This window comes from Cupriavidus taiwanensis (genome assembly GCF_900250075.1).
In the GTDB taxonomy this organism is placed as follows: Bacteria; Pseudomonadota; Gammaproteobacteria; order Burkholderiales; family Burkholderiaceae; genus Cupriavidus; species Cupriavidus taiwanensis_C.
This window is the reverse complement of the sequence record NZ_LT977070.1, coordinates 3,140,333-3,162,185: the sequence shown is the minus strand read 5'-3', so window position 1 is coordinate 3,162,185 and position 21,853 is coordinate 3,140,333. Positions and strand designations below refer to the sequence as shown.

The window sequence follows — 21,853 nt, the reverse complement described above, 5'->3', positions numbered from 1 at the left end:
GCCGGCATTCCTCGCGCGACGCTTCACGCAGCGCAGAGGGGCAGGCCAGGGTGGCCCGGACAGATCGTCTACCCAACCAGCGGCAGGCTCGATTTCCGGTTCAACCAAGACAAGCAACGTGGGTTTCCAAGTTTCTCCGATGCGGCAGGCAACGCGCATGCTGGCCCGGTCCCTGACCGGCGCGGCGCTGGTGCTGGCCCTGGCGCAGCCGACGCTGGCACGCCAGGCGCAGACCGAAGGGCTGGGAACCATTGCAGTGCAGCAGTTGCCCAACGAAGCGCGGCAGACCCTGGAGCGCATCGAAGCCGGCGGCCCGTTCCCGTATGACAAGGACGGCTCGAGATTCGGCAACTACGAACGCATCCTGCCGCAAAGAGAACGCGGTTATTACCGCGAATACACGGTCAAGAGCGCCAGGAGCCGGAACCGGGGAGCCAAGCGGATCGTCTGCGGCGGGGAACAGCGCGCCGCCAACGATTGTTACTACACGGAAGACCACTACAACAGCTTCAAACGGATACTCAAATGATGACTGACATTTTCGGACTGGGCGACGCCCTTGCCGCCCGCGAAGAGCGCGGCGCCGGAGATGGCTGGCAGCGGGCTCAGCAGCAGGCCCAGAACCTATACGACAACGTGCTGATGATGCCGAGCCAGGAGCTCATGCAAAAACTCCCGCCCGCGACCGCGCCCGTGGCCATGCCCGCCGGTCCCGGTTGGAACGACGGCACCAGCGAGGGGGCCATGAACCTGTTCAAGACGGTGCGTCCGAACATCGTCCAGTCGATCCGCGCCTTCCGCGTGCCGGAACTGGCCCAGGCCGCGGCCGATCTCGGCCAGCATTTCCTCTATGCCAATTGCGCGCATTGCGCGAGCAAGGCGGAGATCCTGGAAACCATCGCCACCTCGTTCACCTTCCCCAAGCACTTCGGCAAGAACTTCGACGCGCTGGCCGACTGCCTGACCGACATGATCTACAAGGCCGGCCCGCAGCCGGGTTTCGTGATCGTGCTGGAGGGGCTGCCGATCGCGCAGAAGTTCGACAAGGAAGCGCGCGAGGTGCTGCTCGACGTGTTCCGCGACGCCGCCGAATTCTGGGGCGAGCGCAAGGTGCAGTTCCGCGTGTTCTATTCGTTCGCCTGACCGCGCCGGCTGCGGTTCGACGGCATAACAGGCAAAAAGCCCGCTGATGCGGGCTTTTTGCTTGTCGGGCTCAGGCGCGGCGCTTCTGCTTCTTATTCCTGCGCCGGCACATGGCCATGCGGCGTGAGCCGGTCGATCAGTTCCGGCAGGCCTTCGCTCAACTGCGCCGCTACGTCGTCCTGCGACATGCCGGTGCTCTGCGCCAGCGACTGCAGCGCGCCGGTGTCGTTCAGCGCATCACTCAGCGCCGACGGCGTGACCGGCTGGTTGGCGCCGCTGCCGATCCAGGAGTTGACCTGTTCGCCCAGCCCCGCCTGCGCCAGAATCTGCTGCAGCGCGCCGATGCCGCCGGCGGCCGCGCCCAGCGCCTGGCTGTTGGCCGGCGCGCCGCCCTGGCCGCCCAGCAGGCCGCCGAGCAGCGAGCCCAGGTCGAGTCCGCCGGTGGCGCCGCCCGGCGCGGTGCCGGCGCCGCCGCCGAGCATGCCGCCCAGCAGCCCGCCGAGGCTGCCCAGCCCGCCCCGGCCATCATCGGCCGCGGGCGCGTCGCCGGCGGCATCGCCGCCTTGCGCGCGGCTGCGCATGGCCAGCGTGGCCAGCAGGCCGAGTGCCATCATCAGCTTGGGGTCGAGCCCGCCGGCCTGGCCGCTCTCTGTGCGCGCGCCGCCGAGTTGTCCGAGCACACCGCCCAGCACGCTATCGAGTAGTCCCATGGTCGACTCCTTTCAGTCAGGGTTGCAACGGAACGCAGGGCCGGGGTGCCCCGTCGTCAGAATCCGCCCAGCAAGGCGTTCAGGGTGGCCAGGCAGGCGAGCCCGGCGCTTTCGGTACGCAGGATGCGCGGGCCGAGCGACACGCCGGTAAAACCCGCCTGCAGCGCGGCCTGTTCTTCTTCGGGGGCCAGCCCGCCCTCCGGGCCGATCAGCAACGTGACGCCATCGGCCAGCAGTGCCTCGCGCCGTTCCGCCACCAGTGCCGGCAGCGAATGCGCGGCACGCGGCGAGAGCAGCAGCCTGGCGCCTTCGCCGGATCGTGCGACGCGCGCCAGCCACGTATCCAAGTTAGTGACCTCCGCCACTGCCGGCAAACGATTTCGGCCGCATTGCTCGCAGGCGGCCTGGACCAGCGCCTGCCAGTGCGCCTGGCGCTTCTGCGCGCGCTCGCCGGACAGCCGTACCACCGAGCGGCTGGCCTGCAGCGGCTGGATCGCCGCGACGCCCAGTTCGACGGCTTTCTCGATCAGCCAGTCCATCTTGTCGCCGCCGGCCAGGCCCTGCGCCAGCGTGACGCGGAAGGGCGGCTCGGCCTCGGCCGCGTCATGCGCGCCGATGCGCGCCAGTGCGTGGCGCTTGCCCAGTTCGACCAGCGTGGCGGCGTGGCTGCCGCCGCGGCCGTCGAACAGGGTGATGGCGTCGCCCGGCGCCAGGCGCAGCACCTGCGCGTGGCGCACCACCGCTTCGGGCAGCGGGAAATCCGATTCGGCGGCCAGCACGGCGTCCGCGCCGCCGACAAAAAATCGTGGTGCCATCAGCTTGCCTGGCTGGCCTGGCTGGCCTGGGCCAGCGGCTTGCCGAAACCCCAGCGGTAGCCGTCGGGATCCTCGACCATGCAGTAGCGGTCGCCCCAGAACTGGTCGGCCGGCGCCATCAGGCTGACCGCGCCGGCGTCGACCGCGCGCTGGTGCATGGCGTCGACATCGTCGCAATAGACGTAGAAGGTCTGCGGGCACTCCACGCCCAGCGAGCGCGGCGTGCGCGCCGTGCTGCCCCACGCGCCCTCGGGCGCGAACATCACCACCAGCTGGCCCTGGTATTGCATCTCGGCGTGGGTGGGAACGCCGTTCTCGTCGACCACGTTGCCGGGGGTGAAGCCGAAGGCGCGGCCATAGAAGTCCAGCGCGGCGCGGCCGTTGGCGACGGTCAGGTAGGGGGTGAGCCAGGGGGTATTGGCCGGTCTGGTCATGATCGTCTCCTGGTTGCGGGAAACCCGGCGCGGCGGCGTGCCGCGCGGTGCGAGAGTGCATCTTACGCGTGCCGCGCTACGCTGTCGAAGTGCCGCGCCACGGTCCGCGCCACGTCCTTGCCAGGGCGCCGGGGTGAAGCATCAGGCATGCCGGGGCCGGGATAGTTCCGGTTGCCGGCATGCGGTGGTGCGGGCGGCCTGCGATGATCGCCCGGACTCGGCCGGAGGGGGCGTCGGGAGTCCGGAAAACCCCCTAGCTTCTGCTAAAATTGCGGTTTTCCTGCCGCCAAGGCTCACGCCGAATCCGCCCGCATGTCCGCCCTTGCCCATCCCGCCACAAGTCCCTTTGCTTCCCAGCCCGCCAAGCTGATGGCCGACGCCATCCGCGTGCTTGCCATGGACGCCGTCCAGCAGGCCAATTCCGGCCACCCCGGTGCGCCGATGGGCATGGCAGACATCGCCGTGGCGCTGTGGGGCCGGCACCTGAAGCACAACCCGAGCAACCCGCAGTGGGCCGACCGTGACCGCTTCGTGCTGTCCAACGGCCACGGCTCGATGCTGATCTACGCGCTGCTGCACCTGAGCGGCTACGACCTGCCGATCGAAGAGCTGAAGAACTTCCGCCAGCTGCACAGCAAGACCGCCGGCCATCCGGAATACGGCATCACGCCGGGCGTGGAAACCACCACCGGCCCGCTCGGCCAGGGCATCACCAACGCGGTCGGCATGGCGCTGGCCGAGCGCCTGCTGGGCGAGGAATTCAACCGCCCCGGCTTCGATATCGTCGACCACTACACCTATGTGTTCCTGGGCGACGGCTGCCTGATGGAAGGCATCTCGCACGAAGCCTGCTCGCTCGCCGGCACGCTCAAGCTGAACAAGCTGATTGCGCTGTGGGATGACAACGGCATCTCGATCGACGGCGACGTGGTGCACTGGTTCAACGACGACACCCCGAAGCGCTTCGAAGCCTACGGCTGGAACGTGATCCGCGGCATCGACGGCCACGACGTGGTCGCGGTCGACAATGCCATCGCGCAGGCCAAGGCCAACGACAAGCCGACCCTGATCTGCTGCCGCACCAAGATCGGCAAGGGCGCGCCCAACAAGGAAGGCGGCCACGACGTGCACGGCGCCCCGCTGGGCGGCGCCGAAGTGCTGGCCACGCGCGAGGCGCTGGGCTGGGCCCACGCCCCGTTCGAGGTGCCCGCAGACGTCTATGACGCCTGGGACGCCAAGGCCAACGGCCAGGCGCTGGAGCGCGCCTGGAACGCGCTGTTCGAATCGTATGCCGAGCGCCACCCGTATGAAGCCGGCGAGTTCACCCGCCGCATGAAGGGCGAGCTGCCGGGCTCGTTCGACGCCGCCGTCGAAGCCTTTATCGCCAAGTGCGAGGAAAAGGCCGAGACCATCGCCACCCGCAAGGCCAGCCAGAACACCATCGAGGCCTTCGGCCCGGTGCTGCCCGAGTTCCTCGGCGGCTCGGCCGACCTGACCGGCTCGAACCTGACCAACTGGTCGGGCAGCAAGGCAGTGCGCGTAGACGCCTGGGGCAACCACATCAACTACGGCGTGCGCGAGTTCGGCATGAGCGCGATCATGAACGGCATCGCGCTGCACGGTGGCTACATTCCCTACGGCGCGACCTTCCTGACGTTCTCGGACTACAGCCGCAATGCGCTGCGCATGGCGGCGCTGATGAAGATCCGCTCGCTGTTCGTGTTCACCCATGACTCGATCGGCCTGGGCGAAGACGGCCCGACGCACCAGTCGATCGAGCACGTCGCCAGCCTGCGCCTGATCCCCAACATGGACGTCTGGCGTACCGCCGACACCACCGAGACCGCCGTGGCCTGGGCCGAGGCGATCCGCCGCGAGAACGGCCCGAGCTGCCTGATCTTCAGCCGCCAGAACCTGCCGTTCCAGCAGCGCGACGACGCCACCCGCGCCAATATCGCGCGCGGCGGCTACGTGCTGCGCGACAGCGTCAACACCAGGACCGGCCGCCCGGACGCCGTGATCCTGGCGACCGGCTCGGAAGTGGGCCTGGCCGTAGGCGCCGCCGATGCGCTGGCCGCCGAAGGCGTGCATGTGCGCGTGGTGTCGGTTCCCGCGACCACCGTGTTCGACAAGCAGGACACCGCGTACAAGGCCAGCGTGCTGCCGGCCGGCGTGCCGCGCGTGGCGGTCGAGGCGGGCGTGACGGACTTCTGGTGGAAGTACCAGGTCCAGGCGGTAGTGGGCATCGACACCTTCGGCGAATCGGCCCCGGCCGGCGTGCTGTTCAAGCACTTCGGCTTTACCGTCGAGAACGTGGTCCGTACGGTGAAGGACACCCTTATCTAAGCATCCGGGCGCTGGAGCCGCGCGGTGCGCCGCGCGGCAGACGCGGCGCCCACCGGTTTCAATCGATCCTCAGGAGAGACAGTCATGACCATCAAGATCGGCATCAACGGCTTCGGCCGCATCGGGCGCATGGTGTTCCGCGCCGCCGCCGCCAACTTCAAGGACATCGAAGTCGTTGCCATCAACGACCTGCTCGAGCCCGACTACCTGGCCTACATGCTGAAGTACGACTCGGTGCACGGCCGCTTTGACGGCGAAGTGTCGGTCGACGGCAACACGCTGGTCGTCAATGGCAAGAAGATCCGCCTGACCGCGGTGAAGGATCCGGCCGAGCTGAAGTGGGGCGAAGTCGGCGCCGACGTGGTGATCGAGTCGACCGGCATCTTCCTGACCAAGGAAGGCGCGCAGAAGCACATCGACGCGGGCGCCAAGAAGGTGATCATGTCGGCGCCGTCGAAGGACGACACCCCGATGTTCGTGTACGGCGTGAACCACGACACGTACAAGGGCGAGGCGATCATCTCCAACGCCAGCTGCACCACCAACTGCCTGGCCCCGGTGGCCAAGGTGCTGAACGACAAGTGGGGCATCAAGCGCGGCCTGATGACCACCGTGCACGCTGCCACCGCCACCCAGAAGACCGTTGACGGCCCGTCCAACAAGGACTGGCGCGGCGGCCGCGGCATCCTGGAAAACATCATTCCGTCGTCGACCGGCGCCGCCAAGGCCGTGGGCGTGGTGATCCCGCAGCTGAACAAGAAGCTGACCGGCATGTCGTTCCGCGTGCCGACCTCGGACGTGTCGGTGGTCGACCTGACCGTCGAGCTGGAAAAGTCGGCGTCGTACGAAGAAATCTGCGCCGAGATGAAGGCCCAAAGCCAGGGCGCGCTGAAGGGCGTGCTGGGCTATACCGAAGACAAGGTTGTCGCCACGGATTTCCGCGGCGATGCACGCACCTCGATCTTCGACGCTGAAGCCGGCATCGCGCTGGACGGCACCTTCATCAAGGTCGTGAGCTGGTACGACAACGAGTGGGGCTATTCGAACAAGTGCCTGGAAATGGCACGCGTGGTGGCCAAGTAATCCGCGCCTTCCGCGCCCACGAAAACGCGCCCGCGGGCGCGTTTTTCTTTTTTCAGGCAGGATGCTGGTCTGCTGGCGCGACTGAAATAGTTGCGTCAGAAAAGAATGATAAAAGTGGAACCCTAAGGTCGAGGATAGCTGAGGCTGAAGTGCTGGTTGCGCCGCCGCTAATGTACGCATCTACGATCAATTGCGGCAAAATCGCGCAATTTTTCGAAGTTATGCCATGGGCGGCCATTCCAGAAATGCCGAATTTGCTTTCCGAGCCTGATTTTTCCTCTTACACTATTAAGACGCTGTTGAAATCTGATGTGCAGCCAGTGCAAGTGGTGGGGCCATCTTAGCTGTGAAAAATCTGACCGGGGGCCTGATCATGGTGAACGTAGACACAAAGCTTCTAGTGATCTTCACCGAGCTGCTGAGCAAGCGTAATGCCACCTACGTGGCGGAGAAAATGCACATGACCGCGCCGGCGGTCTCGCATTCGCTGGGCAGGCTGCGCGAAATCTTTGACGATCCACTCTTTATCCGCGTCCCGCACGGCCTGACGCCGACGCCGCGCGCGCTCGAGCTGGGACCCAAGATCCGCGACATGCTGGACCTGTGGTCGTCCATCAACGAGGGCGACGCGGACAACTTTGATCCCGCCACCGCCACCGGCACGCTGAGCATCGGCTTTGCCGCGGAACTGGGCGATACGGTGTTCAACCGTTTCGTGCTGCGCATCAAGGCGCTGGCGCCGGACCTGCATATCAAGCTGGTCGAGTCCCATTCGTGGGAGACCGATGTGGCGTCGATGCGCGCCAATGAACTCGACCTGGGATTCTCGCCGTTCCCGACCCGCCATCCGGAAATCGTCGAGGAAATGGTGACGTCGCTGAACCTGTGGGTGTGCGCGCGCAAGGACCATCCGGTGCTGAAGGGTCACTGCACGCTCGAGCAATACCTGGACTGCGGCCATATCTTCATGGCGCACTCCGGCGGCTCGGGGCGCCCGGCGCCGTCGCTGATCCCGCTCGACTACGCGCTGCAGCAGCGCGGCCTGAAGCGCAACGCCTCGCTGACGGTCCATTCGTGGCGCGCCCAGGCCGAACTGGCCTCGCAGACGGACATGATCTTCACCGTCAATGCGCTGACCAAGGACATGGCCTGCGAAACCTACGGCCTGAAGGCCTTCCCGCTGCCGGCGGAGCTGAACACCACGCTCGGCCTGAACATGTTCTGGCACCGTAGCCGCAACACCCACCCGATGCTGGTGTGGGCGCGCGGCCTGTTCCGCCAGGTGGTGGGCGAGTTCGTCGGCCTGCCGCAGGCGCGCCCGGCCCGGGTGGTGAGCGAGCAGGACCTGCAGGACCTGCAGGCGCGCTGACCCGCGGCAGCAAGCCACAACAAAAAACCGGCGCCAGGCGCCGGTTTTTTGTTGCCCGTCTGCGCTCCGGCAAGGGAGCGAGCGGTTGCTTATCGTTTGGGTCTGTGGGGACAGTTTGTTTTGGTGCAGTTGCCGTACAGCGACAACGCGTGTTCCTGCAGGGTAAAGCCGCGCTCGCGTGCAATGCTTTGCTGGCGCTGTTCGATCTCGGAATCGAAGAATTCCTCGACCCGGCCGCAATCCAGGCACACCAGGTGGTCGTGGTGCTTGCCTTCGTTGAGCTCGAAGATCGCCTTGCCGGACTCGAAGTTGTTGCGCGACAGCAGGCCGGCCTGCTCGAACTGCGTCAGCACGCGGTAGACGGTGGCCAGGCCGATATCCATATGCTCGTTGAGCAGGATGCGGTAGACGTCTTCCGCGCTCAGGTGACGCTGTTCGCTGGTCTGAAAAATTTCAAGAATCTTCAGCCTGGGCACGGTCGCCTTCAGGCCGATATTCTTGAGGTCCGCCGGACTCGGCATGTGGGTGACTCCCTAGAGTACAATGTCTGGATAGTTGAATCATAAGGGTTTTGGCAGCAAAAGTCGCTCGTGCCGACGATGTCCACAGGTCGGCGTCGCGTGCCCGGCAAGCTTGCCGACCCATGTGGTTGCGGCGGCAGATGCCGTCCGCTCGTGTGGTGCAATCGGCGCATTTTGCGCCGTTTTCATGCCCGCGCAGCGCGTTCTCTGCCGCGTTACTTTTCTTTCCCTCCGGAAACGAGATCCATGCGTTCTATCCGTTCGTCCGCCATGCGTCCGACGCTGGTTGTCTCCCTGCTGGCCGCGGCCCTGCTGGCCGGCGCCTGCTCGGCCTACGATTCCACTTCGCGCAAGGTAGCCAACGCCATCACGCCGTACCGGATCAACATCGTGCAGGGCAATTTCGTGTCGCGCGAAGCCGCTTCGCAGTTGCGCGAGGGCATGACCCGCGACCAGGTCAAGTTCCTGCTCGGCACGCCGCTGCTGACCGACGTGTTCCACGCCAATCGCTGGGATTATGTGTTTTCGTTCCGCCGCGGCAATACCTCGGTGGTGCAGCAGCGCCGCTACACGGTGTTCTTCGACGGCGACCGCCTGGTCAAGTTTGGCGGCGACGAACTGCCGTCCGAGTACGAGCTGATCGCCGAAATCGACGGCATGAAGAAGGCGCTCAAGGAGCAGACGCCGGGCAAGATCACCACCAGCGCGGCCGCGGCCCCGGCCCCGGCCGAGCAGCAGACCACGGTCGAGAACTTCGTGCCGCGGCAGGCGCAGCAGCCGGAAGCTTCCGGCGCGGGCGCACAACCGGCGCAGGCGGCCCAGCCCGCCGCCGAGCCGTCGGCTCCGGCCCAGGCCACCGCACCCGCCGACGCGGCCAAGCCAGCCGCCAACTGATCGATCACGCGCGCCGGCCGCGGCGCGCTGCCGGTTTTCCGGGCCGGCCAGGCATGGCCGGCTCGTTTCTCTTTCGCGCACCGCGCATATTCCGCAGAGCCAGACACCATGAACATCGCCATCGCAGGCGCATCGGGCCGCATGGGCCGCATGCTGATCGAACAAGTGCTGAACACCGAGGGCGTGAAGCTGTCGGGCGCGCTCGACGTGCCGGGCTCGCCGGCGCTGGGGCAGGATGCGGGCCTGTTCCTGGGCCGCAACACCGGCGTCGGGATCACCGCGGACCTGGAAGCCGGGCTGGCCGGCGCGGACTGCCTGATCGACTTCACCCGTCCGGAAGGCACGCTGGCGCACCTGGAAGCGGCGAAGAGGCGCGGCGTCAAGATGGTGGTCGGCACCACCGGCTTCGACGACGCCGGCAAGGCCGCGCTGGCCGAGGCCGCCAAGTCGATCGGCATCGTCTTTGCGGCCAACTTCAGCGTTGGCGTCAATGCCACTTTCAAGCTGCTGGAAGTCGCGGCCAAACTGCTGTCGACCGGCTATGACATCGAGGTGATCGAGGCCCACCACCGCTTCAAGGTCGACGCCCCGTCGGGTACCGCGCTGAAGATGGGCGAAGTGATCGCCGATGCGCTGGGCCGCGACCTCAAGACCTGCGGCGTGTTTGCCCGCGAAGGCCATACCGGCGAGCGCGATCCCGGTTCGATCGGCTTTGCCACCATCCGCGGCGGCGATATCGTCGGCGACCACACCGTGATGTTCGCCGGCATCGGCGAGCGCATCGAGATCAGCCACAAGTCGTCGAGTCGCCAGTCGTATGCCGACGGCGCGGTGCGCTCGGCCCGTTTCCTGGCGGACAAGCCGACCGGCCTGTTCGACATGCAGGACGTGCTGGGCCTGAAGTAAGGCCAGGCCCGGGCGGCCAGCGCTGCCGCCACGGTTATAATCGATTGCTTTAGCATTGCTCGCCGGGCGGGCGCCCAGACTGGCGCCCGCCGCTTACCTTCGAACGAATCTTCCCGGATGCCGGCAGGCCAGTTGCCGCGCAGACGCTGTCCTTGACCGCTGTCCCGACCATGCAAGACAAATACCTTCCTTCCGCCGTTGAACAAGCCGCCCAGCAGCACTGGCAAGCCATCGACGCCTATCGCGTGTCGGAGCATGCGGTCGGGGCCGACGGCAAGGAGAAGCCCAAGTTCTACGCCTGCTCGATGCTGCCGTACCCGTCGGGCAAGCTGCATATGGGCCACGTGCGCAACTACACCATCAACGATGTGATGGCGCGCTACCTGCGCATGAACGGCAACAACGTGCTGATGCCGATGGGCTGGGACGCGTTCGGCATGCCGGCCGAGAACGCGGCGCTGAACAACGGCGTGGCGCCGGCCGCCTGGACCTACGACAACATCGCTTACATGAAGAAGCAGATGCAGTCGATGGGCCTGGCGATCGACTGGTCGCGCGAGGTGGCCACCTGCAGCCCGGACTACTACCGCTGGAACCAGTGGCTGTTCCTGAAGATGCTGGAAAAGGGCATTGCCTACCGCAAGACCGGCACCGTCAACTGGGACCCGGTCGACCAGACCGTGCTGGCCAACGAGCAGGTCATCGACGGCCGCGGCTGGCGCTCGGGCGCGGTGGTCGAAAAGCGCGAGATCCCGATGTACTACCTGCGCATCACCGACTATGCGCAGGAGCTGCTGGGCGACCTGGACCAGCTGGGCTGGCCCGAGCGCGTCAAGGTGATGCAGCAGAACTGGATCGGCAAGAGCGTGGGCGTGCGCTTTGCGTTCACCCATGACATCCCGGGCGAGGACGGCAAGCCGATCCACGACGGCAAGCTGTACGTCTTCACCACGCGCGCCGACACCATCATGGGCGTGACCTTCTGCGCGGTCGCCGCCGAGCACCCGCTGGCCACGCACGCCGCGCTGAACAACCCCGAACTGGCCGCCTTCATCGACGAATGCAAGCATGGCTCGGTCATGGAAGCCGACATGGCGACCATGGAGAAGAAGGGCATGCCGACCGGCCTGCAGGTGGTGCACCCGCTGACCGGCGACAAGGTCGACGTGTGGGTCGGCAACTACGTGCTGATGAGCTATGGCGACGGCGCCGTGATGGGCGTCCCCGCGCATGACGAGCGCGACTTCGCCTTCGCCAACAAGTACGGCCTGCCGATCCGGCAGGTGATCGACGTGAAGGGCCAGCCGTACTCGACCGAAGCCTGGCAGGAATGGTACGGCGACAAGGAAAACGGCACCTGCATCCACAGCGGCAAGTATGACGGCCTCGGCTACCAGGCCGCGGTCGAAGCCATCGCCGCCGACCTGGGCGCGATGGGCCTGGGCGAGAAGAAGACCACCTGGCGCCTGCGCGACTGGGGCATCTCGCGCCAGCGCTACTGGGGCACGCCGATCCCGCTGATCCACTGCGACAGCTGCGGCGTGGTGCCGGTGCCGGAGCAGGACCTGCCGGTGGTGCTGCCCGAAGACCTGGTGCCGGACGGCACCGGCAACCCGCTGGCCAAGGACCCGCGCTTCCTGCAGTGCACCTGCCCGTCGTGCGGCAAGCCGGCGCGCCGCGAGACCGACACGATGGATACCTTCATCGATTCGTGCTGGTACTACATGCGCTATACCTGCCCGGACGCGGCCACCATGGTCGATGCCCGCAACGACTACTGGATGCCGATGGACCAGTATATCGGCGGCATCGAGCATGCGATCCTGCACCTGCTGTACGCGCGCTTCTGGACCAAGGTCATGCGCGACCTGGGCCTGGTCAAGTTCGACGAGCCGTTCACCAACCTGCTGACGCAGGGCATGGTGCTGAACGAGACCTTCTACCGCGAAGACGCCTCGGGCAAGAAGCACTGGTACAACCCGGCCGACGTCGACGTGCAGACCGACGAGCGCGGCCGACCGGTGGGCGCCACGCTGAAGGCCGACGGCCAGCCGGTGGTGATCGGCGGCATCGAGAAGATGTCGAAGTCCAAGAACAACGGCATCGACCCGCAGGCGCTGATCGACCAGTACGGCGCCGATACCGCGCGCCTGTTCGTGATGTTCGCCGCGCCGCCCGAGCAGCAGCTGGAGTGGAGCGGTTCGGGCGTGGAGGGCGCGTCGCGCTTCCTGCGCCGCGTGTGGAACCATGGCTATGCCAACGCCGCCGCCATCCGCGACGGTGCCGCCGGCGCGCCGGGCGCGGACGATGCCGAGCTGCGCCGCGAGATCCACGGCGTGCTCAAGCAGGCCAACTACGACTACCAGCGCATCCAGTACAACACCGTGGTGTCCGCCACCATGAAGATGCTGAACGCGCTGGACGACGCCAAGACCGCGTCGCCGGCGGCGCGCCGCGAGTGCTTCGGCATCCTGTTGCGCGTGCTGTACCCGGTGGTGCCGCACATCACCCACGGCCTGTGGGAGCAGCTGGGCTATGCCGCCGAGGCCGGCGACCTGCTCGACGCCCCGTGGCCGCAGGTCGATGAAGCCGCGCTGGTGCGCAGCGAGATCGAGCTGGTGCTGCAGATCAACGGCAAGGTGCGCGGCAGCATCACCGTGCCTGCCGACGCCGACCGTGCCGCGATCGAGGCCACCGCCGCCGCCAGCGACACCGTAGCCAAGTTCGCCGAAGGCAAGGCGCCCAAGAAGATCGTGGTGGTGCCTGGCCGCCTGGTCAACGTGGTGCTTTGACAGCGCCGTCCGCCCGCCGGAACCTGACAAAGGAATCGCCAACCATGAAGCGACTGAACCTGGGACGCCGCAAGCTGCTCGCGGCACTGCTGGCAGTGCCGGCCACCGGCCTGCTGGCCGGCTGCGGCTTCCATCTGCGCGGCAACTCGGACTTCGCCTTCAAGCGGCTGTATATCGGCATCCCGCCCAACTCGCTGATGGGCGCGGACCTGCGCCGCGCCATCCGCGGCGGCTCGGACACCCAGGTCGTGGCCGACCAGAAAGAGGCCGACGCGCTGCTGGACGTGCTGCAAGACACCCGCACCAAGACCATCCTGTCGATCACGACCGAGGGAGTGGTGCGCGAATACCGCCTGACCCAGCGCTTCACCTTCCGCCTGCGCGACCCCGCCGGCAAGGAACTGATCGCGCCGTCGCAACTGGTGCTGACGCGCGACCTGACTTACAACGAAGCCAATACGCTGGCCAAGGACTACGAAGAGCAGCAGCTGTACCGCGACATGCAGCGCGACATCGTGCAGCAGCTGATGCGCCGGCTGGCCGCCGTCAAGGCGATCTGAGCGGGCACGGCTGACGGCATGCAGCTCAAGCTCGACGGGCTCGACGCGCACCTGCGCCAGGCCAAGGCCAAGGGGCTGGCGCCGCTGTACGTGGTGCACGGCGACGAGCACCTGCTGGTGCTGGAAGCGGTCGACCGCCTGCGTGCCGCGGCGCGGGAAGCGGGCTTTTCCGAACGCGAGGTGCTGGTGGCCGAGCGCGGTTTCCACTGGGGCCGGCTGGTCGAGGCGCAGCAGTCGATGTCGCTGTTCGGCGACCGCAAGATCGTCGAGCTGCGCATCCCCTCGGGCAAGCCCGGCAAGGACGGCGGCGAGGCGCTGCGCGCCGTGGCCGCGCAGGCGTCGCCCGACGTGGTGATGCTGGTGACGCTGCCGCGGCTGGACTTTGCCGCGTCCAAGTCGGCCTGGTTCCAGGCGCTGGAAGGCGCCGGCGTGTCGATCAAGGTCGATACCGTGGACCGTACCCGCTTGCCGGCGTGGGTCGGCGAGCGGCTCGCGCTGCAGCAGCAGCGCGTGCAGGCCGGCGAGCCGGGCCGGCTCGCGCTGCAGTTCATCGCCGACAAGGTCGAGGGCAACCTGCTGGCTGCGCACCAGGAAATCCAGAAGCTGGGGCTGCTGTACCCGCCCGGCGAACTGAGATTCGACCAGGTCCACGACGCGGTGCTGAACGTGGCCCGCTACGATGTCTTCAAGCTGTCGGAATCGATGCTCTCGGGCGACGTGCCGCGGCTGGTACGGATGCTCGAAGGGCTGCGCGGCGAGGGCGAGGCCACGGTGCTGGTGCTGTGGGCGCTGACCGAGGAAATTCGCGTATTATCCAAGGTCCGGCAAGGTCTGGCGGCCGGCAAGCCGGCGGGCGTGCTGATGCGCGAGCTGCGCGTCTGGGGCCCGCGCGAGCGGCTGGTGCCGCAGGCCGCGCAGCGCCTGGCGCAGCCCCGGCTGGAAGCGGCGCTGGCGCTGGCCGCGCGGCTCGACCGCCAGGTCAAGGGCCTGCAGGACCTGCCGCCGCCAGGCAGCGCGCCGCTGCCGGCCGAGCCGTGGGACGGCCTGCAACAGCTGGCGCTGATGATTGCGCGCTGAGGGGTTGGATCCCTGACGGTTTGCTCCCCTCTCCCGCCTGCGGGAGAGGGGCCGGGGGAGAGGGCAGGCGGCGGTGAGGGCGACAACGTCCGTGGATGCGCCGGCCCTCTCCCCCAACCCCTCTCCCGCGCGCGGGAGAGGGGAGGAACACACACTGACGGCCAATCCCCAGGGCCACTGACATGACCGAGCTCGACCTCAACCAATACATGGACCGCGTCGGCCGCCAGGCCCGCGCGGCGTCGCGCGCGATGGCGCGTGCCTCCACCGCCGACAAGAACCGTGCGCTGCTGACCATCGCCGCGGCGATCCGCCGCGATGCCGACAAGCTCAAGGCCGTCAACGCACGCGACGTCGAGCGCGCCCGCGCCAACGGCCAGGACGCCGCCTTCGTCGACCGCCTGACGCTGTCGGACAAGGCCATCGACACCATGGCCGCGGGCCTGGAGCAGATCGCCGCGCTGGCAGACCCGATCGGCGAGATCTCGAACATGAAGTTCCGCCCGACCGGCATCCAGGTGGGCCAGATGCGCGTGCCGCTGGGCGTGATCGGCATCATCTACGAGTCACGCCCCAACGTCACCATCGACGCCGCCGCGCTGTGCCTGAAGTCGGGCAACGCCACCATCCTGCGCGGCGGGTCCGAGGCGATCGAATCCAACACCGCGCTGGCTGCGCTGGTGGCCGAAGGCCTGTCCGCGGCCGGCCTGCCGTCCGAGGCGGTGCAGGTGATCGCGACCACCGACCGCGCCGCGGTCGGCCGGCTGATCACCATGACCGAATACGTCGACGTGATCGTCCCGCGCGGCGGCAAGAGCCTGATCGCGCGGCTGATGGAAGAAGCGCGGGTGCCGATGATCAAGCACCTGGACGGCATCTGCCACGTCTATATCGACGCCGAGGCCGACCTGGACAAGGCGGTGCGCGTCTGCGACAACGCCAAGACCCATCGCTACGCGCCGTGCAACACCATGGAGACGCTGCTGGTATCGCGGGACATCGCCGCCGCCGCGCTGCCGCCGCTGTGCCGCATCTACCAGCAGAAGGGCGTCGAGCTGCGCGTGTGCCCGGCCACCCGCGCCACGCTGGAAGCCGCCGGCTTTACCGGCCTGGTCGATGCCGCCGAGGAAGACTGGCGCCTGGAATACCTGGCCCCGATCCTCGCCATCAAGACCGTGGCCGGACTGGACGAGGCCGTCGCCCATATCAACGAATACGGCTCGCACCATACCGATTCGATCATCACCGAGAACTACTCGGCGGGCATGCGCTTTATCCGCGAGGTCGATTCAGCGAGCGTGATGATCAATGCCTCGACCCGTTTTGCCGATGGCTTCGAGTACGGCCTGGGCGCGGAGATCGGCATCTCCAACGACAAGCTGCATGCGCGCGGGCCGGTTGGACTGGAAGGGCTGACCTCGCTCAAGTACGTGGTGTTCGGGCACGGCGAGATCCGGACCTGAAGCGCCGGGCCGCCAACAACAATAACCACTGCAAGCCAAGGTCTGTCCGCCGATGCTCTGGGTCAAAGCGCTGCATATCGTCTTCGTCGTTTCGTGGTTCGCCGGCCTGTTCTACCTGCCGCGCATCTTCGTCAACCTGGCGATGGAGACCGACGCCGCCAGCACGCAGCGCCTGCTGCTGATGGCGCGCAAGCTGTTCCGATTCATGACCATGCTGGCGGTGCCGGCGGTGGTGTTCGGGTTGTGGCTGTACCTGGGCTACGGCATCGGCCGCGGCACCGGGCAGGGCTGGATGCATGCCAAGCTGGCACTGGTGCTGGTGCTGATCGGCTACCACCACGGCTGCGGCGTGTTGCTGCGCAAGTTCGAGGCGGGGCGCAACGCGCGCTCGCACAAGTTCTATCGCTGGTTCAATGAGCTGCCGGTGCTGGTGCTGCTGGCGGTGGTGATCCTGGTCGTGGTCAAGCCGTTCTGAGGCTGGCCGCGTTTCGCGTTTATTTCGCCTTTATATTGCAGCCTGATTCCGTTGCGGATACCAACATGAGCAAGCTGGTCGACTACTACCTGACGCCGCAATCGCCGTATGTCTACATGGGCCATGTCCGTTTCAGCGATATCGCCGCGCGCCACGGCGTGCAGGTGAACCTGAAGCCGTGCGACCTCGGCAAAGTGTTCTCGGTCTCCGGCGGGCTGCCGCTGGCGCAGCGCCCGCCGCAGCGGCAGGCTTACCGGCTGGTCGAGCTCAGGCGCTGGAGCGCGTTCCTGAACATCCCGCTGAACCTCGAGCCGACGTTCTTCCCGGTGTCCGGTGACGCCGCCAGCAAGCTGATCATTGCCGCGCAGCTGGCGCACGGCACCGCGCGCGCGATGGCACTGACCGGCGCGATCGGCGCGGCGGTGTGGGCGCAGCAGCGCAATATCGCCGATGCCGCCACGCTGGCGCAGATCGCCGACGAGGCCGGCCTCGATGGCGCCGGCCTGCTCAAGGCCAGCGAGGCCCAGTCGGTGCAGGCCGCCTATGCGCAGAACACGCAGGAGGCGATCTCTGCCGGCGTTTTCGGCGCGCCGTGGTATGTGTTCGACGGCGAGCCGTTCTGGGGCCAGGACCGCCTCGACTTTCTCGACCGCGCACTGGCTGCGGCCTGACCTAAGCTACCGATACTTCCCCGTCCGCCACGGCGGACGTTTTTGTTTGCAGGAATCCCTCTCATGACCCAAGCCTTCTTTGCCCCTTGCCCGCGCGGCCTGGAGAGCGCGCTCGCCGAAGAGCTGCGCGAGATCGCCGCGATGCCGGGCATGGCCGCACTGGCGCCGTTTTCGGTGCACCAGGAAGTGCCGGGTGGCGTCAACTTCTCGGGCGAGATGGCCGCCGCCTATGCGGTCAACCTGCATTCGCGCATTGCCAGCCGGGTGCTGATGCGCGTGGCCGCGCGCGGCTACCGGCACGAGGACGACATCTACACGCTGGCGCGCGGGGTGCGCTGGGAGCAGTGGTTCTCGCCCGACGAGTCGCTGCGCGTGGACATTACGTCGCACAAGTCGCCGCTGCGCAGCCTCAATTTCACCGCGCTGCGGGTCAAGGACGGCGTCTGCGATGCCATGCGCGAGCGGCTGGGGGCCCGCCCCAGCGTCGACACCGTCAGCCCGGATGTGCGCATCTACGCCCACCTGACCGAGCGCGACTGCACGCTGTATCTCGACACTAGCGGCGAGCCGCTGTTCAAGCGCGGCTGGCGCACCGAGAAGGGCGAGGCCCCGCTGAAGGAAAACCTGGCGGCCGGCATCCTGCGCCTGGCGGGCTGGGTGCCGGGCCAGACCTTCCGGCCCTTCTACGATCCGATGTGCGGCAGCGGCACCTTCCTGGTCGAGGCCGCGCAGGTGGCGCTGGGCATCGCGCCCGGCGGCAGCCGCAGCTTTGCCTTCGAATGGCTCAAGGGCATGGATACCAAGGCGTGGCAGAAGCTGAAGTCGGACGCGCAGCGCGCGCGCATGCTGGCCTCGGCCGATGAGCTGCAGGTGGTGGGTTCGGACATCTCCACCGACATGCTGGCGATCACGCGCGCCAACTGGGAACGCGCCGGCCTGCCGGGCGAGGCGCGCACCAAGCAGGTCGACGCCCGCTTCGTGCAGCCGCCTTATGACGAGCCGGGCCTGCTGCTGATGAATCCGCCGTACGGCGAGCGCATTGCGGTGCGCGGGCAGCGCCGCGCGCCGGAAGACGAACAGCCGCGCGACGAGGTGGAAGAGGCCGCCGCCAACCAGTTCGCCAGCGCCTTTGCCACCACCCTGAAGCAGCATTTCGCGGGCTGGCAGGCGTGGGTGTTCACCGGTGACCTGGGCTTCCCGCGCCGGCTGCGGCTGAAGGAATCGCGCCGCACGCCGCTCTACAACGGCAATATCGAGTGCCGGCTGTTCCGTTTCGACATGGTGCGCGGCGCCAACCGGGCGCAGCAGGCGGACTGACCCCGGCTGCGCACCGGTGCTGTGGCGTCAGGGGCGCTTGCGCCCCGTCAGCGCGTCCGGGTTGCGGCTGAAGTCCGCCAGGAAGCTCTGCAGGCTGACCACCGGCTCCTGCAGCAGGTGGCGCGGCAGGTCGAACAGCGCGTAGAAGAATTCTTCCCTGCCTTCGCAGCGCTCGGCCGGCAGGCAGTATTGTTCCCAGTCGACGCAGGCCGGCGTGTACATGCCGTTGCCGGGCCAGAAGAAGGGCACCAGCCGGCCTTCGCGCAGGCCTTCGATCAGCGCGGCGGGGGCATCGTAGGCCTCGGCCGACTCCACCTGCGTCATCAGCCCGGCGCGGGTCTCGATCACCATCAGGGTGGCGTGGCCCTGCGCGGTCAGCAGCAGGATGCCGGCGGGATTGGGATACAGGTAGTACTCGACAAAGCCGTAGCGCGCGGTCAGCTGGCGCACGCGCTCGGTCATGGCCGGATCGGACAGGAACGAGAACGAATGCCGCGTCAGCAGCTCGCGCAGCGTGCGCGACAGCGTGGCGAAGTAAGCCTGCTGCATGGCTTCGATTTCCTGATCCAGCCGCTCCACCATATTGCTGTCGTGCTTTTTCACATAGCGGTCGATCAGCCCGTGGTTGAAGCCCTGCACGGCGATGCTTTCATCGGCGGTGCCGGTCAGCAGGATGGTCTTGCACGGCAGGTCCTGCAGCGCCTGGCAGAATTCCAGGCCGTCCATCTGCGGCATCGAATAGTCGACCACCACCACGCCGGGCTGCAGGAAGCGGTTGACGTCGTGGATCTGGCGGTAGATGCGGTCGATGTCGAGCTGGACCGTGCGGCGCTCGGTCAGGAAGGTCAGGTCGTCGTGGGTCACGCGCACCGGCAGGAAGCCCGGGAAGCGGGTGGCGTAGGCTTCGCGGATCCACTGCAGCGCTTCGCGCGGATCGGTGAAGGTGATCACCCCGCGCGCGGCATCCATCTGGAACGCCAGGCTGTCGATGAAGGACTTGCTGTCATCCACAAGGACAGTCAGGACCGGGTGATGGAAGACCGACAGATTCCTGTCGTGCGGATTGAAGGTCATGGAGCGGCGGGCAGGGGTTGGCACAGGCGTGGCGCAAGTGGCAAGCCAGCGTGCGTATTCGCAGGCCAGTATAGCGCGCCGTGGCTGCCTTGCAAGGCACGCCTTGCGGCCGGGGCCGCCTGCGGCGGGGGAGGGACGGGGCGCGGCCCTTGTTCCAGCAGGGCCGGCGGGCCAGGGCGGTGAACCGCGCCGGAACCACGAAAGCCCACGCCCCCGGGGCGCGGGCCGGGCCGGCTGTGCGACCTTAGTCGACCGCCTTGAACATGTCCTCGACCACCTTCTTGGCGTCGCCGAACACCATCATGGTCTTGTCCATATAGAACAGCTCGTTGTCCAGGCCGGCATAGCCGGCGGCCATCGAGCGCTTGTTGACGATGATGGTCTTGGCCTTGTACGCCTCCAGGATCGGCATGCCGGCGATCGGCGACTTGGGATCGGTCTTGGCCGCCGGGTTGACCACGTCGTTGGCGCCCAGCACCAGCACCACGTCGGCCTGGCCGAACTCGCTGTTGATGTCTTCCATCTCGAAGACCTGGTCGTACGGCACCTCGGCCTCGGCCAGCAGCACGTTCATGTGGCCCGGCATGCGGCCCGCCACAGGGTGGATCGCGTACTTGACGGTCACGCCCTTCTCGGACAGCTTCTCGGTCAGTTCCTTCAGCGCATGCTGGGCCCGCGCCACCGCCAGGCCGTAGCCGGGCACGATGATCACGGTCTCGGCGTTGCCCATCAGGAAGGCGGCGTCGTCCGCCGAGCCCGACTTGACGTTGCGCTGCGCCTGCGCGCCGGCGGCCGCGCCAGCGCCGGCATCGCCGCCGAAGCCGCCCAGGATCACGTTGAAGAACGAGCGGTTCATCGCCTTGCACATGATGTACGAGAGGATGGCACCGCTTGATCCCACCAGCGAGCCGGCGATGATCAGCATCGGGTTGTTCAGCGAGAAGCCGATGCCCGCCGCGGCCCAGCCCGAGTACGAGTTCAGCATCGACACCACCACCGGCATGTCGGCGCCGCCGATCGGGATGATGATCAGCACGCCCAGCACGAAGGCGATCGCCAGCATCACCAGGAACGGCAGCCATTCCTGCGTCATGAAGAAGGCGATGCCGAAGCCCACCATGGCCACCGCCAGCGCCAGGTTCAGCATGTGCTGGCCGGCGAACACCACCGGTGCGCCCTGGAACAGGCGGAACTTGTAGCGCCCGGCCAGCTTGCCGAAGGCGATCACCGAGCCCGAGAACGTGATCGCGCCGACGAAGCAGCCGATAAAGAGCTCGATGCGGTTGCCCAGCGGGATCAGGTGCGAGCCGGCCGGGCTGATGCCGAACGCCGCCGGCTCGGCCACCGCCGCCACGGCGATGAACACCGCCGCGAGACCGATCAGCGAGTGCATCGCCGCGACCAGCTCGGGCATCTTGGTCATCTGCACCTTGCGCGCGACGTAGGCGCCGATGCCGCCGCCGACCACCAGCGCCGCGAAGATCAGCGCCAGGCCGGTGCCCACCGACGACTGGGCCGTGCCCGCGGCGAGGAATTCGTTCTTCAGCTTGATGATCAGCACCAGCGTGGTCACCACCGCGATGGCCATGCCGATCATGCCGAAGGCATTGCCCTTGCGCGCCGAGGCCGGATGCGACAGCCCCTTGAGCGCCTGGATAAAGCACACCGAGGCCACCAGGTAGAGCAGGGTGACGAGGTTCATGCTGACAAGGCCCGCCATCACGCGCCCTCCTTGGCCAGTGCCGGCTTGCCCTCGGGCGCCTTCGCCTTCGGTTCCTTCTTCTTGAACATCTCCAGCATGCGCTGGGTCACCAGGAAGCCGCCGAACACGTTGACCGCCGCCAATGCCACCGCCAGCGTGCCCATCACGCGCCCGACGCCGCCTTCGGTCAGGCCCGCGGCGAGCATGGCGCCGACGATGATGATGGCCGAGATCGCGTTGGTTACCGCCATCAGGGGCGTATGCAGGGCCGGCGTGACCGTCCAGACCACGTGGTAACCCACGTAGATCGCCAGCACGAAGATGATCAGGTTGATCACCGTGTGGTTCACCATCTCCATCGACTTCTCCTCCGTTGCTTTGAAACCGGGATGCTGCGTGTTGCTGTGATTGTTCTTTGCAGTATTACGGTGGGACACGCCAACGGCCATTGGCTCAAAACGGCCTATCGCGTGCTCCCTCTCCCGCTGGCGGGAGAGGGGC

Annotated in this window: 22 protein-coding genes; 15 read left to right on the top strand and 7 right to left on the bottom strand. The window is 67.1% G+C overall.

Annotated elements, in window-relative coordinates:
* Positions 1 to 157 precede the first annotated feature (157 nt).
* Positions 158 to 529 carry a ribonuclease domain-containing protein gene (locus CBM2588_RS14755; RefSeq protein ID WP_012353853.1) on the top strand — a complete coding sequence of 124 codons (372 nt, stop codon included), beginning with the start codon at positions 158 to 160 and terminating at the stop codon, positions 527 to 529.
* A complete protein-coding gene (locus CBM2588_RS14750) occupies positions 526 to 1,143 on the top strand; it encodes a barstar family protein (RefSeq protein ID WP_018006331.1) in 618 nt (205 codons plus the stop codon). Before CBM2588_RS14755 ends, CBM2588_RS14750 begins: the two co-directional genes overlap by 4 nt.
* Positions 1,144 to 1,235: 92 nt before the next feature.
* On the opposite strand, the gene CBM2588_RS14745 is transcribed toward CBM2588_RS14750, so the two are convergent.
* The 3 genes from CBM2588_RS14745 to CBM2588_RS14735 are packed head-to-tail and all read right to left on the bottom strand — an operon-like array spanning position 1,236 to position 3,102.
* Entirely contained in the window at positions 1,236 to 1,853 is a 618-nt protein-coding gene (locus CBM2588_RS14745) for a YidB family protein (RefSeq protein ID WP_115681115.1), read from the bottom strand.
* Between the two features lie 56 nt (positions 1,854 to 1,909).
* Positions 1,910 to 2,668 carry a 16S rRNA (uracil(1498)-N(3))-methyltransferase gene (locus CBM2588_RS14740; protein ID WP_115681114.1) on the bottom strand — a complete coding sequence of 253 codons (759 nt, stop codon included), beginning with the start codon at positions 2,666 to 2,668 and terminating at the stop codon, positions 1,910 to 1,912.
* Positions 2,668 to 3,102 (bottom strand): VOC family protein, encoded by a 435-nt coding sequence (locus CBM2588_RS14735; RefSeq protein WP_115681113.1) that lies wholly within the window; start codon positions 3,100 to 3,102, stop codon positions 2,668 to 2,670. The genes CBM2588_RS14740 and CBM2588_RS14735 overlap by 1 nt, the downstream gene beginning before the upstream one ends.
* Before the next feature lie 312 nt (positions 3,103 to 3,414).
* Between CBM2588_RS14735 and tkt the strand changes: the two genes are divergently transcribed.
* From tkt to CBM2588_RS14715, 4 genes are all read left to right on the top strand, one after another.
* A complete protein-coding gene (tkt, locus tag CBM2588_RS14730) occupies positions 3,415 to 5,448 on the top strand; it encodes a transketolase (protein WP_172583594.1) in 2,034 nt (677 codons plus the stop codon).
* Between the two features lie 84 nt (positions 5,449 to 5,532).
* Entirely contained in the window at positions 5,533 to 6,531 is a 999-nt protein-coding gene (gap, locus tag CBM2588_RS14725) for a type I glyceraldehyde-3-phosphate dehydrogenase (RefSeq protein ID WP_012353847.1), read from the top strand.
* Positions 6,480 to 6,875, top strand: coding sequence for a hypothetical protein (locus CBM2588_RS14720; RefSeq protein ID WP_147298414.1), 396 nt, complete (start codon positions 6,480 to 6,482; stop codon positions 6,873 to 6,875). Before gap ends, CBM2588_RS14720 begins: the two co-directional genes overlap by 52 nt.
* A 29-nt stretch (positions 6,876 to 6,904) precedes the next feature.
* Complete coding sequence (locus CBM2588_RS14715; protein WP_115681497.1) at positions 6,905 to 7,900, top strand: LysR family transcriptional regulator; 996 nt, start codon at positions 6,905 to 6,907, stop codon at positions 7,898 to 7,900.
* 89 nt (positions 7,901 to 7,989) lie between these two features.
* On the opposite strand, the gene fur is transcribed toward CBM2588_RS14715, so the two are convergent.
* Positions 7,990 to 8,421, bottom strand: a complete 432-nt coding sequence (gene fur / locus CBM2588_RS14710) for a ferric iron uptake transcriptional regulator (RefSeq protein WP_012353845.1) — start codon at positions 8,419 to 8,421, stop codon at positions 7,990 to 7,992.
* A 246-nt stretch (positions 8,422 to 8,667) separates the two neighbouring features.
* Between fur and CBM2588_RS14705 the strand changes: the two genes are divergently transcribed.
* From CBM2588_RS14705 to CBM2588_RS14665, 9 genes are all read left to right on the top strand, one after another.
* Positions 8,668 to 9,315: an outer membrane protein assembly factor BamE gene (locus CBM2588_RS14705; protein ID WP_115681111.1), complete on the top strand. Its 648-nt coding sequence runs from the start codon at positions 8,668 to 8,670 to the stop codon at positions 9,313 to 9,315.
* Positions 9,316 to 9,423: 108 nt separating this feature from the next.
* Complete coding sequence (gene dapB, locus CBM2588_RS14700; RefSeq protein ID WP_115681110.1) at positions 9,424 to 10,221, top strand: 4-hydroxy-tetrahydrodipicolinate reductase; 798 nt, start codon at positions 9,424 to 9,426, stop codon at positions 10,219 to 10,221.
* A gap of 170 nt (positions 10,222 to 10,391) precedes the next feature.
* The gene (gene leuS / locus CBM2588_RS14695) at positions 10,392 to 13,013 is read left to right on the top strand and encodes a leucine--tRNA ligase (RefSeq protein ID WP_115681109.1); all 2,622 of its coding nucleotides are present in this window, start codon (positions 10,392 to 10,394) and stop codon (positions 13,011 to 13,013) included.
* Between the two features lie 44 nt (positions 13,014 to 13,057).
* Positions 13,058 to 13,573 carry an LPS-assembly lipoprotein LptE gene (locus tag CBM2588_RS14690; protein ID WP_115681108.1) on the top strand — a complete coding sequence of 172 codons (516 nt, stop codon included), beginning with the start codon at positions 13,058 to 13,060 and terminating at the stop codon, positions 13,571 to 13,573.
* Positions 13,574 to 13,591: 18 nt separating this feature from the next.
* Entirely contained in the window at positions 13,592 to 14,650 is a 1,059-nt protein-coding gene (gene holA, locus CBM2588_RS14685; RefSeq protein ID WP_115681107.1) for a DNA polymerase III subunit delta, read from the top strand.
* 182 nt (positions 14,651 to 14,832) lie between these two features.
* A complete protein-coding gene (locus tag CBM2588_RS14680) occupies positions 14,833 to 16,113 on the top strand; it encodes a glutamate-5-semialdehyde dehydrogenase (protein ID WP_115681106.1) in 1,281 nt (426 codons plus the stop codon).
* Positions 16,114 to 16,165: 52 nt separating this feature from the next.
* On the top strand, positions 16,166 to 16,588 hold the full coding sequence (locus tag CBM2588_RS14675) for a CopD family protein (RefSeq protein WP_115681105.1): 423 nt from the start codon (positions 16,166 to 16,168) through the stop codon (positions 16,586 to 16,588).
* A 65-nt stretch (positions 16,589 to 16,653) separates the two neighbouring features.
* On the top strand, positions 16,654 to 17,259 hold the full coding sequence (locus CBM2588_RS14670) for a 2-hydroxychromene-2-carboxylate isomerase (protein WP_115681104.1): 606 nt from the start codon (positions 16,654 to 16,656) through the stop codon (positions 17,257 to 17,259).
* 63 nt (positions 17,260 to 17,322) lie between these two features.
* Entirely contained in the window at positions 17,323 to 18,576 is a 1,254-nt protein-coding gene (locus CBM2588_RS14665) for a THUMP domain-containing class I SAM-dependent RNA methyltransferase (protein WP_115681103.1), read from the top strand.
* Positions 18,577 to 18,603: 27 nt separating this feature from the next.
* Here the strand turns inward: CBM2588_RS14665 and CBM2588_RS14660 are convergent, their stop codons facing one another.
* From CBM2588_RS14660 to CBM2588_RS14650, 3 genes are all read right to left on the bottom strand, one after another.
* Positions 18,604 to 19,650 carry a response regulator gene (locus tag CBM2588_RS14660; RefSeq protein ID WP_018006347.1) on the bottom strand — a complete coding sequence of 349 codons (1,047 nt, stop codon included), beginning with the start codon at positions 19,648 to 19,650 and terminating at the stop codon, positions 18,604 to 18,606.
* Positions 19,651 to 19,894: 244 nt separating this feature from the next.
* Positions 19,895 to 21,370: an NAD(P)(+) transhydrogenase (Re/Si-specific) subunit beta gene (locus tag CBM2588_RS14655; protein WP_115678432.1), complete on the bottom strand. Its 1,476-nt coding sequence runs from the start codon at positions 21,368 to 21,370 to the stop codon at positions 19,895 to 19,897.
* Positions 21,370 to 21,711: an NAD(P) transhydrogenase subunit alpha gene (locus tag CBM2588_RS14650; RefSeq protein WP_012353833.1), complete on the bottom strand. Its 342-nt coding sequence runs from the start codon at positions 21,709 to 21,711 to the stop codon at positions 21,370 to 21,372. Before CBM2588_RS14650 ends, CBM2588_RS14655 begins: the two co-directional genes overlap by 1 nt.
* Between the last annotated feature and the right edge of the window lie 142 nt (positions 21,712 to 21,853).

What these genes read in the sequence shown, in the direction of transcription:
- CBM2588_RS14755 (WP_012353853.1), top strand. Translation starts at nt 158, where the DNA reads ATGCTGGCCCGGTCCCTGACCGGCGCGGCGCTGGTGCTGGCCCTGGCG.
- CBM2588_RS14750 (WP_018006331.1), top strand. Translation starts at nt 526, where the DNA reads ATGATGACTGACATTTTCGGACTGGGCGACGCCCTTGCCGCCCGCGAA.
- CBM2588_RS14745 (WP_115681115.1), bottom strand. Translation starts at nt 1,853, where the DNA reads ATGGGACTACTCGATAGCGTGCTGGGCGGTGTGCTCGGACAACTCGGC.
- CBM2588_RS14740 (WP_115681114.1), bottom strand. Translation starts at nt 2,668, where the DNA reads ATGGCACCACGATTTTTTGTCGGCGGCGCGGACGCCGTGCTGGCCGCC.
- CBM2588_RS14735 (WP_115681113.1), bottom strand. Translation starts at nt 3,102, where the DNA reads ATGACCAGACCGGCCAATACCCCCTGGCTCACCCCCTACCTGACCGTC.
- tkt (WP_172583594.1), top strand. Translation starts at nt 3,415, where the DNA reads ATGTCCGCCCTTGCCCATCCCGCCACAAGTCCCTTTGCTTCCCAGCCC.
- gap (WP_012353847.1), top strand. Translation starts at nt 5,533, where the DNA reads ATGACCATCAAGATCGGCATCAACGGCTTCGGCCGCATCGGGCGCATG.
- CBM2588_RS14715 (WP_115681497.1), top strand. Translation starts at nt 6,905, where the DNA reads ATGGTGAACGTAGACACAAAGCTTCTAGTGATCTTCACCGAGCTGCTG.
- fur (WP_012353845.1), bottom strand. Translation starts at nt 8,421, where the DNA reads ATGCCGAGTCCGGCGGACCTCAAGAATATCGGCCTGAAGGCGACCGTG.
- CBM2588_RS14705 (WP_115681111.1), top strand. Translation starts at nt 8,668, where the DNA reads ATGCGTTCTATCCGTTCGTCCGCCATGCGTCCGACGCTGGTTGTCTCC.
- dapB (WP_115681110.1), top strand. Translation starts at nt 9,424, where the DNA reads ATGAACATCGCCATCGCAGGCGCATCGGGCCGCATGGGCCGCATGCTG.
- leuS (WP_115681109.1), top strand. Translation starts at nt 10,392, where the DNA reads ATGCAAGACAAATACCTTCCTTCCGCCGTTGAACAAGCCGCCCAGCAG.
- CBM2588_RS14690 (WP_115681108.1), top strand. Translation starts at nt 13,058, where the DNA reads ATGAAGCGACTGAACCTGGGACGCCGCAAGCTGCTCGCGGCACTGCTG.
- holA (WP_115681107.1), top strand. Translation starts at nt 13,592, where the DNA reads ATGCAGCTCAAGCTCGACGGGCTCGACGCGCACCTGCGCCAGGCCAAG.
- CBM2588_RS14680 (WP_115681106.1), top strand. Translation starts at nt 14,833, where the DNA reads ATGACCGAGCTCGACCTCAACCAATACATGGACCGCGTCGGCCGCCAG.
- CBM2588_RS14675 (WP_115681105.1), top strand. Translation starts at nt 16,166, where the DNA reads ATGCTCTGGGTCAAAGCGCTGCATATCGTCTTCGTCGTTTCGTGGTTC.
- CBM2588_RS14670 (WP_115681104.1), top strand. Translation starts at nt 16,654, where the DNA reads ATGAGCAAGCTGGTCGACTACTACCTGACGCCGCAATCGCCGTATGTC.
- CBM2588_RS14665 (WP_115681103.1), top strand. Translation starts at nt 17,323, where the DNA reads ATGACCCAAGCCTTCTTTGCCCCTTGCCCGCGCGGCCTGGAGAGCGCG.
- CBM2588_RS14660 (WP_018006347.1), bottom strand. Translation starts at nt 19,650, where the DNA reads ATGACCTTCAATCCGCACGACAGGAATCTGTCGGTCTTCCATCACCCG.
- CBM2588_RS14655 (WP_115678432.1), bottom strand. Translation starts at nt 21,370, where the DNA reads ATGGCGGGCCTTGTCAGCATGAACCTCGTCACCCTGCTCTACCTGGTG.
- CBM2588_RS14650 (WP_012353833.1), bottom strand. Translation starts at nt 21,711, where the DNA reads ATGGAGATGGTGAACCACACGGTGATCAACCTGATCATCTTCGTGCTG.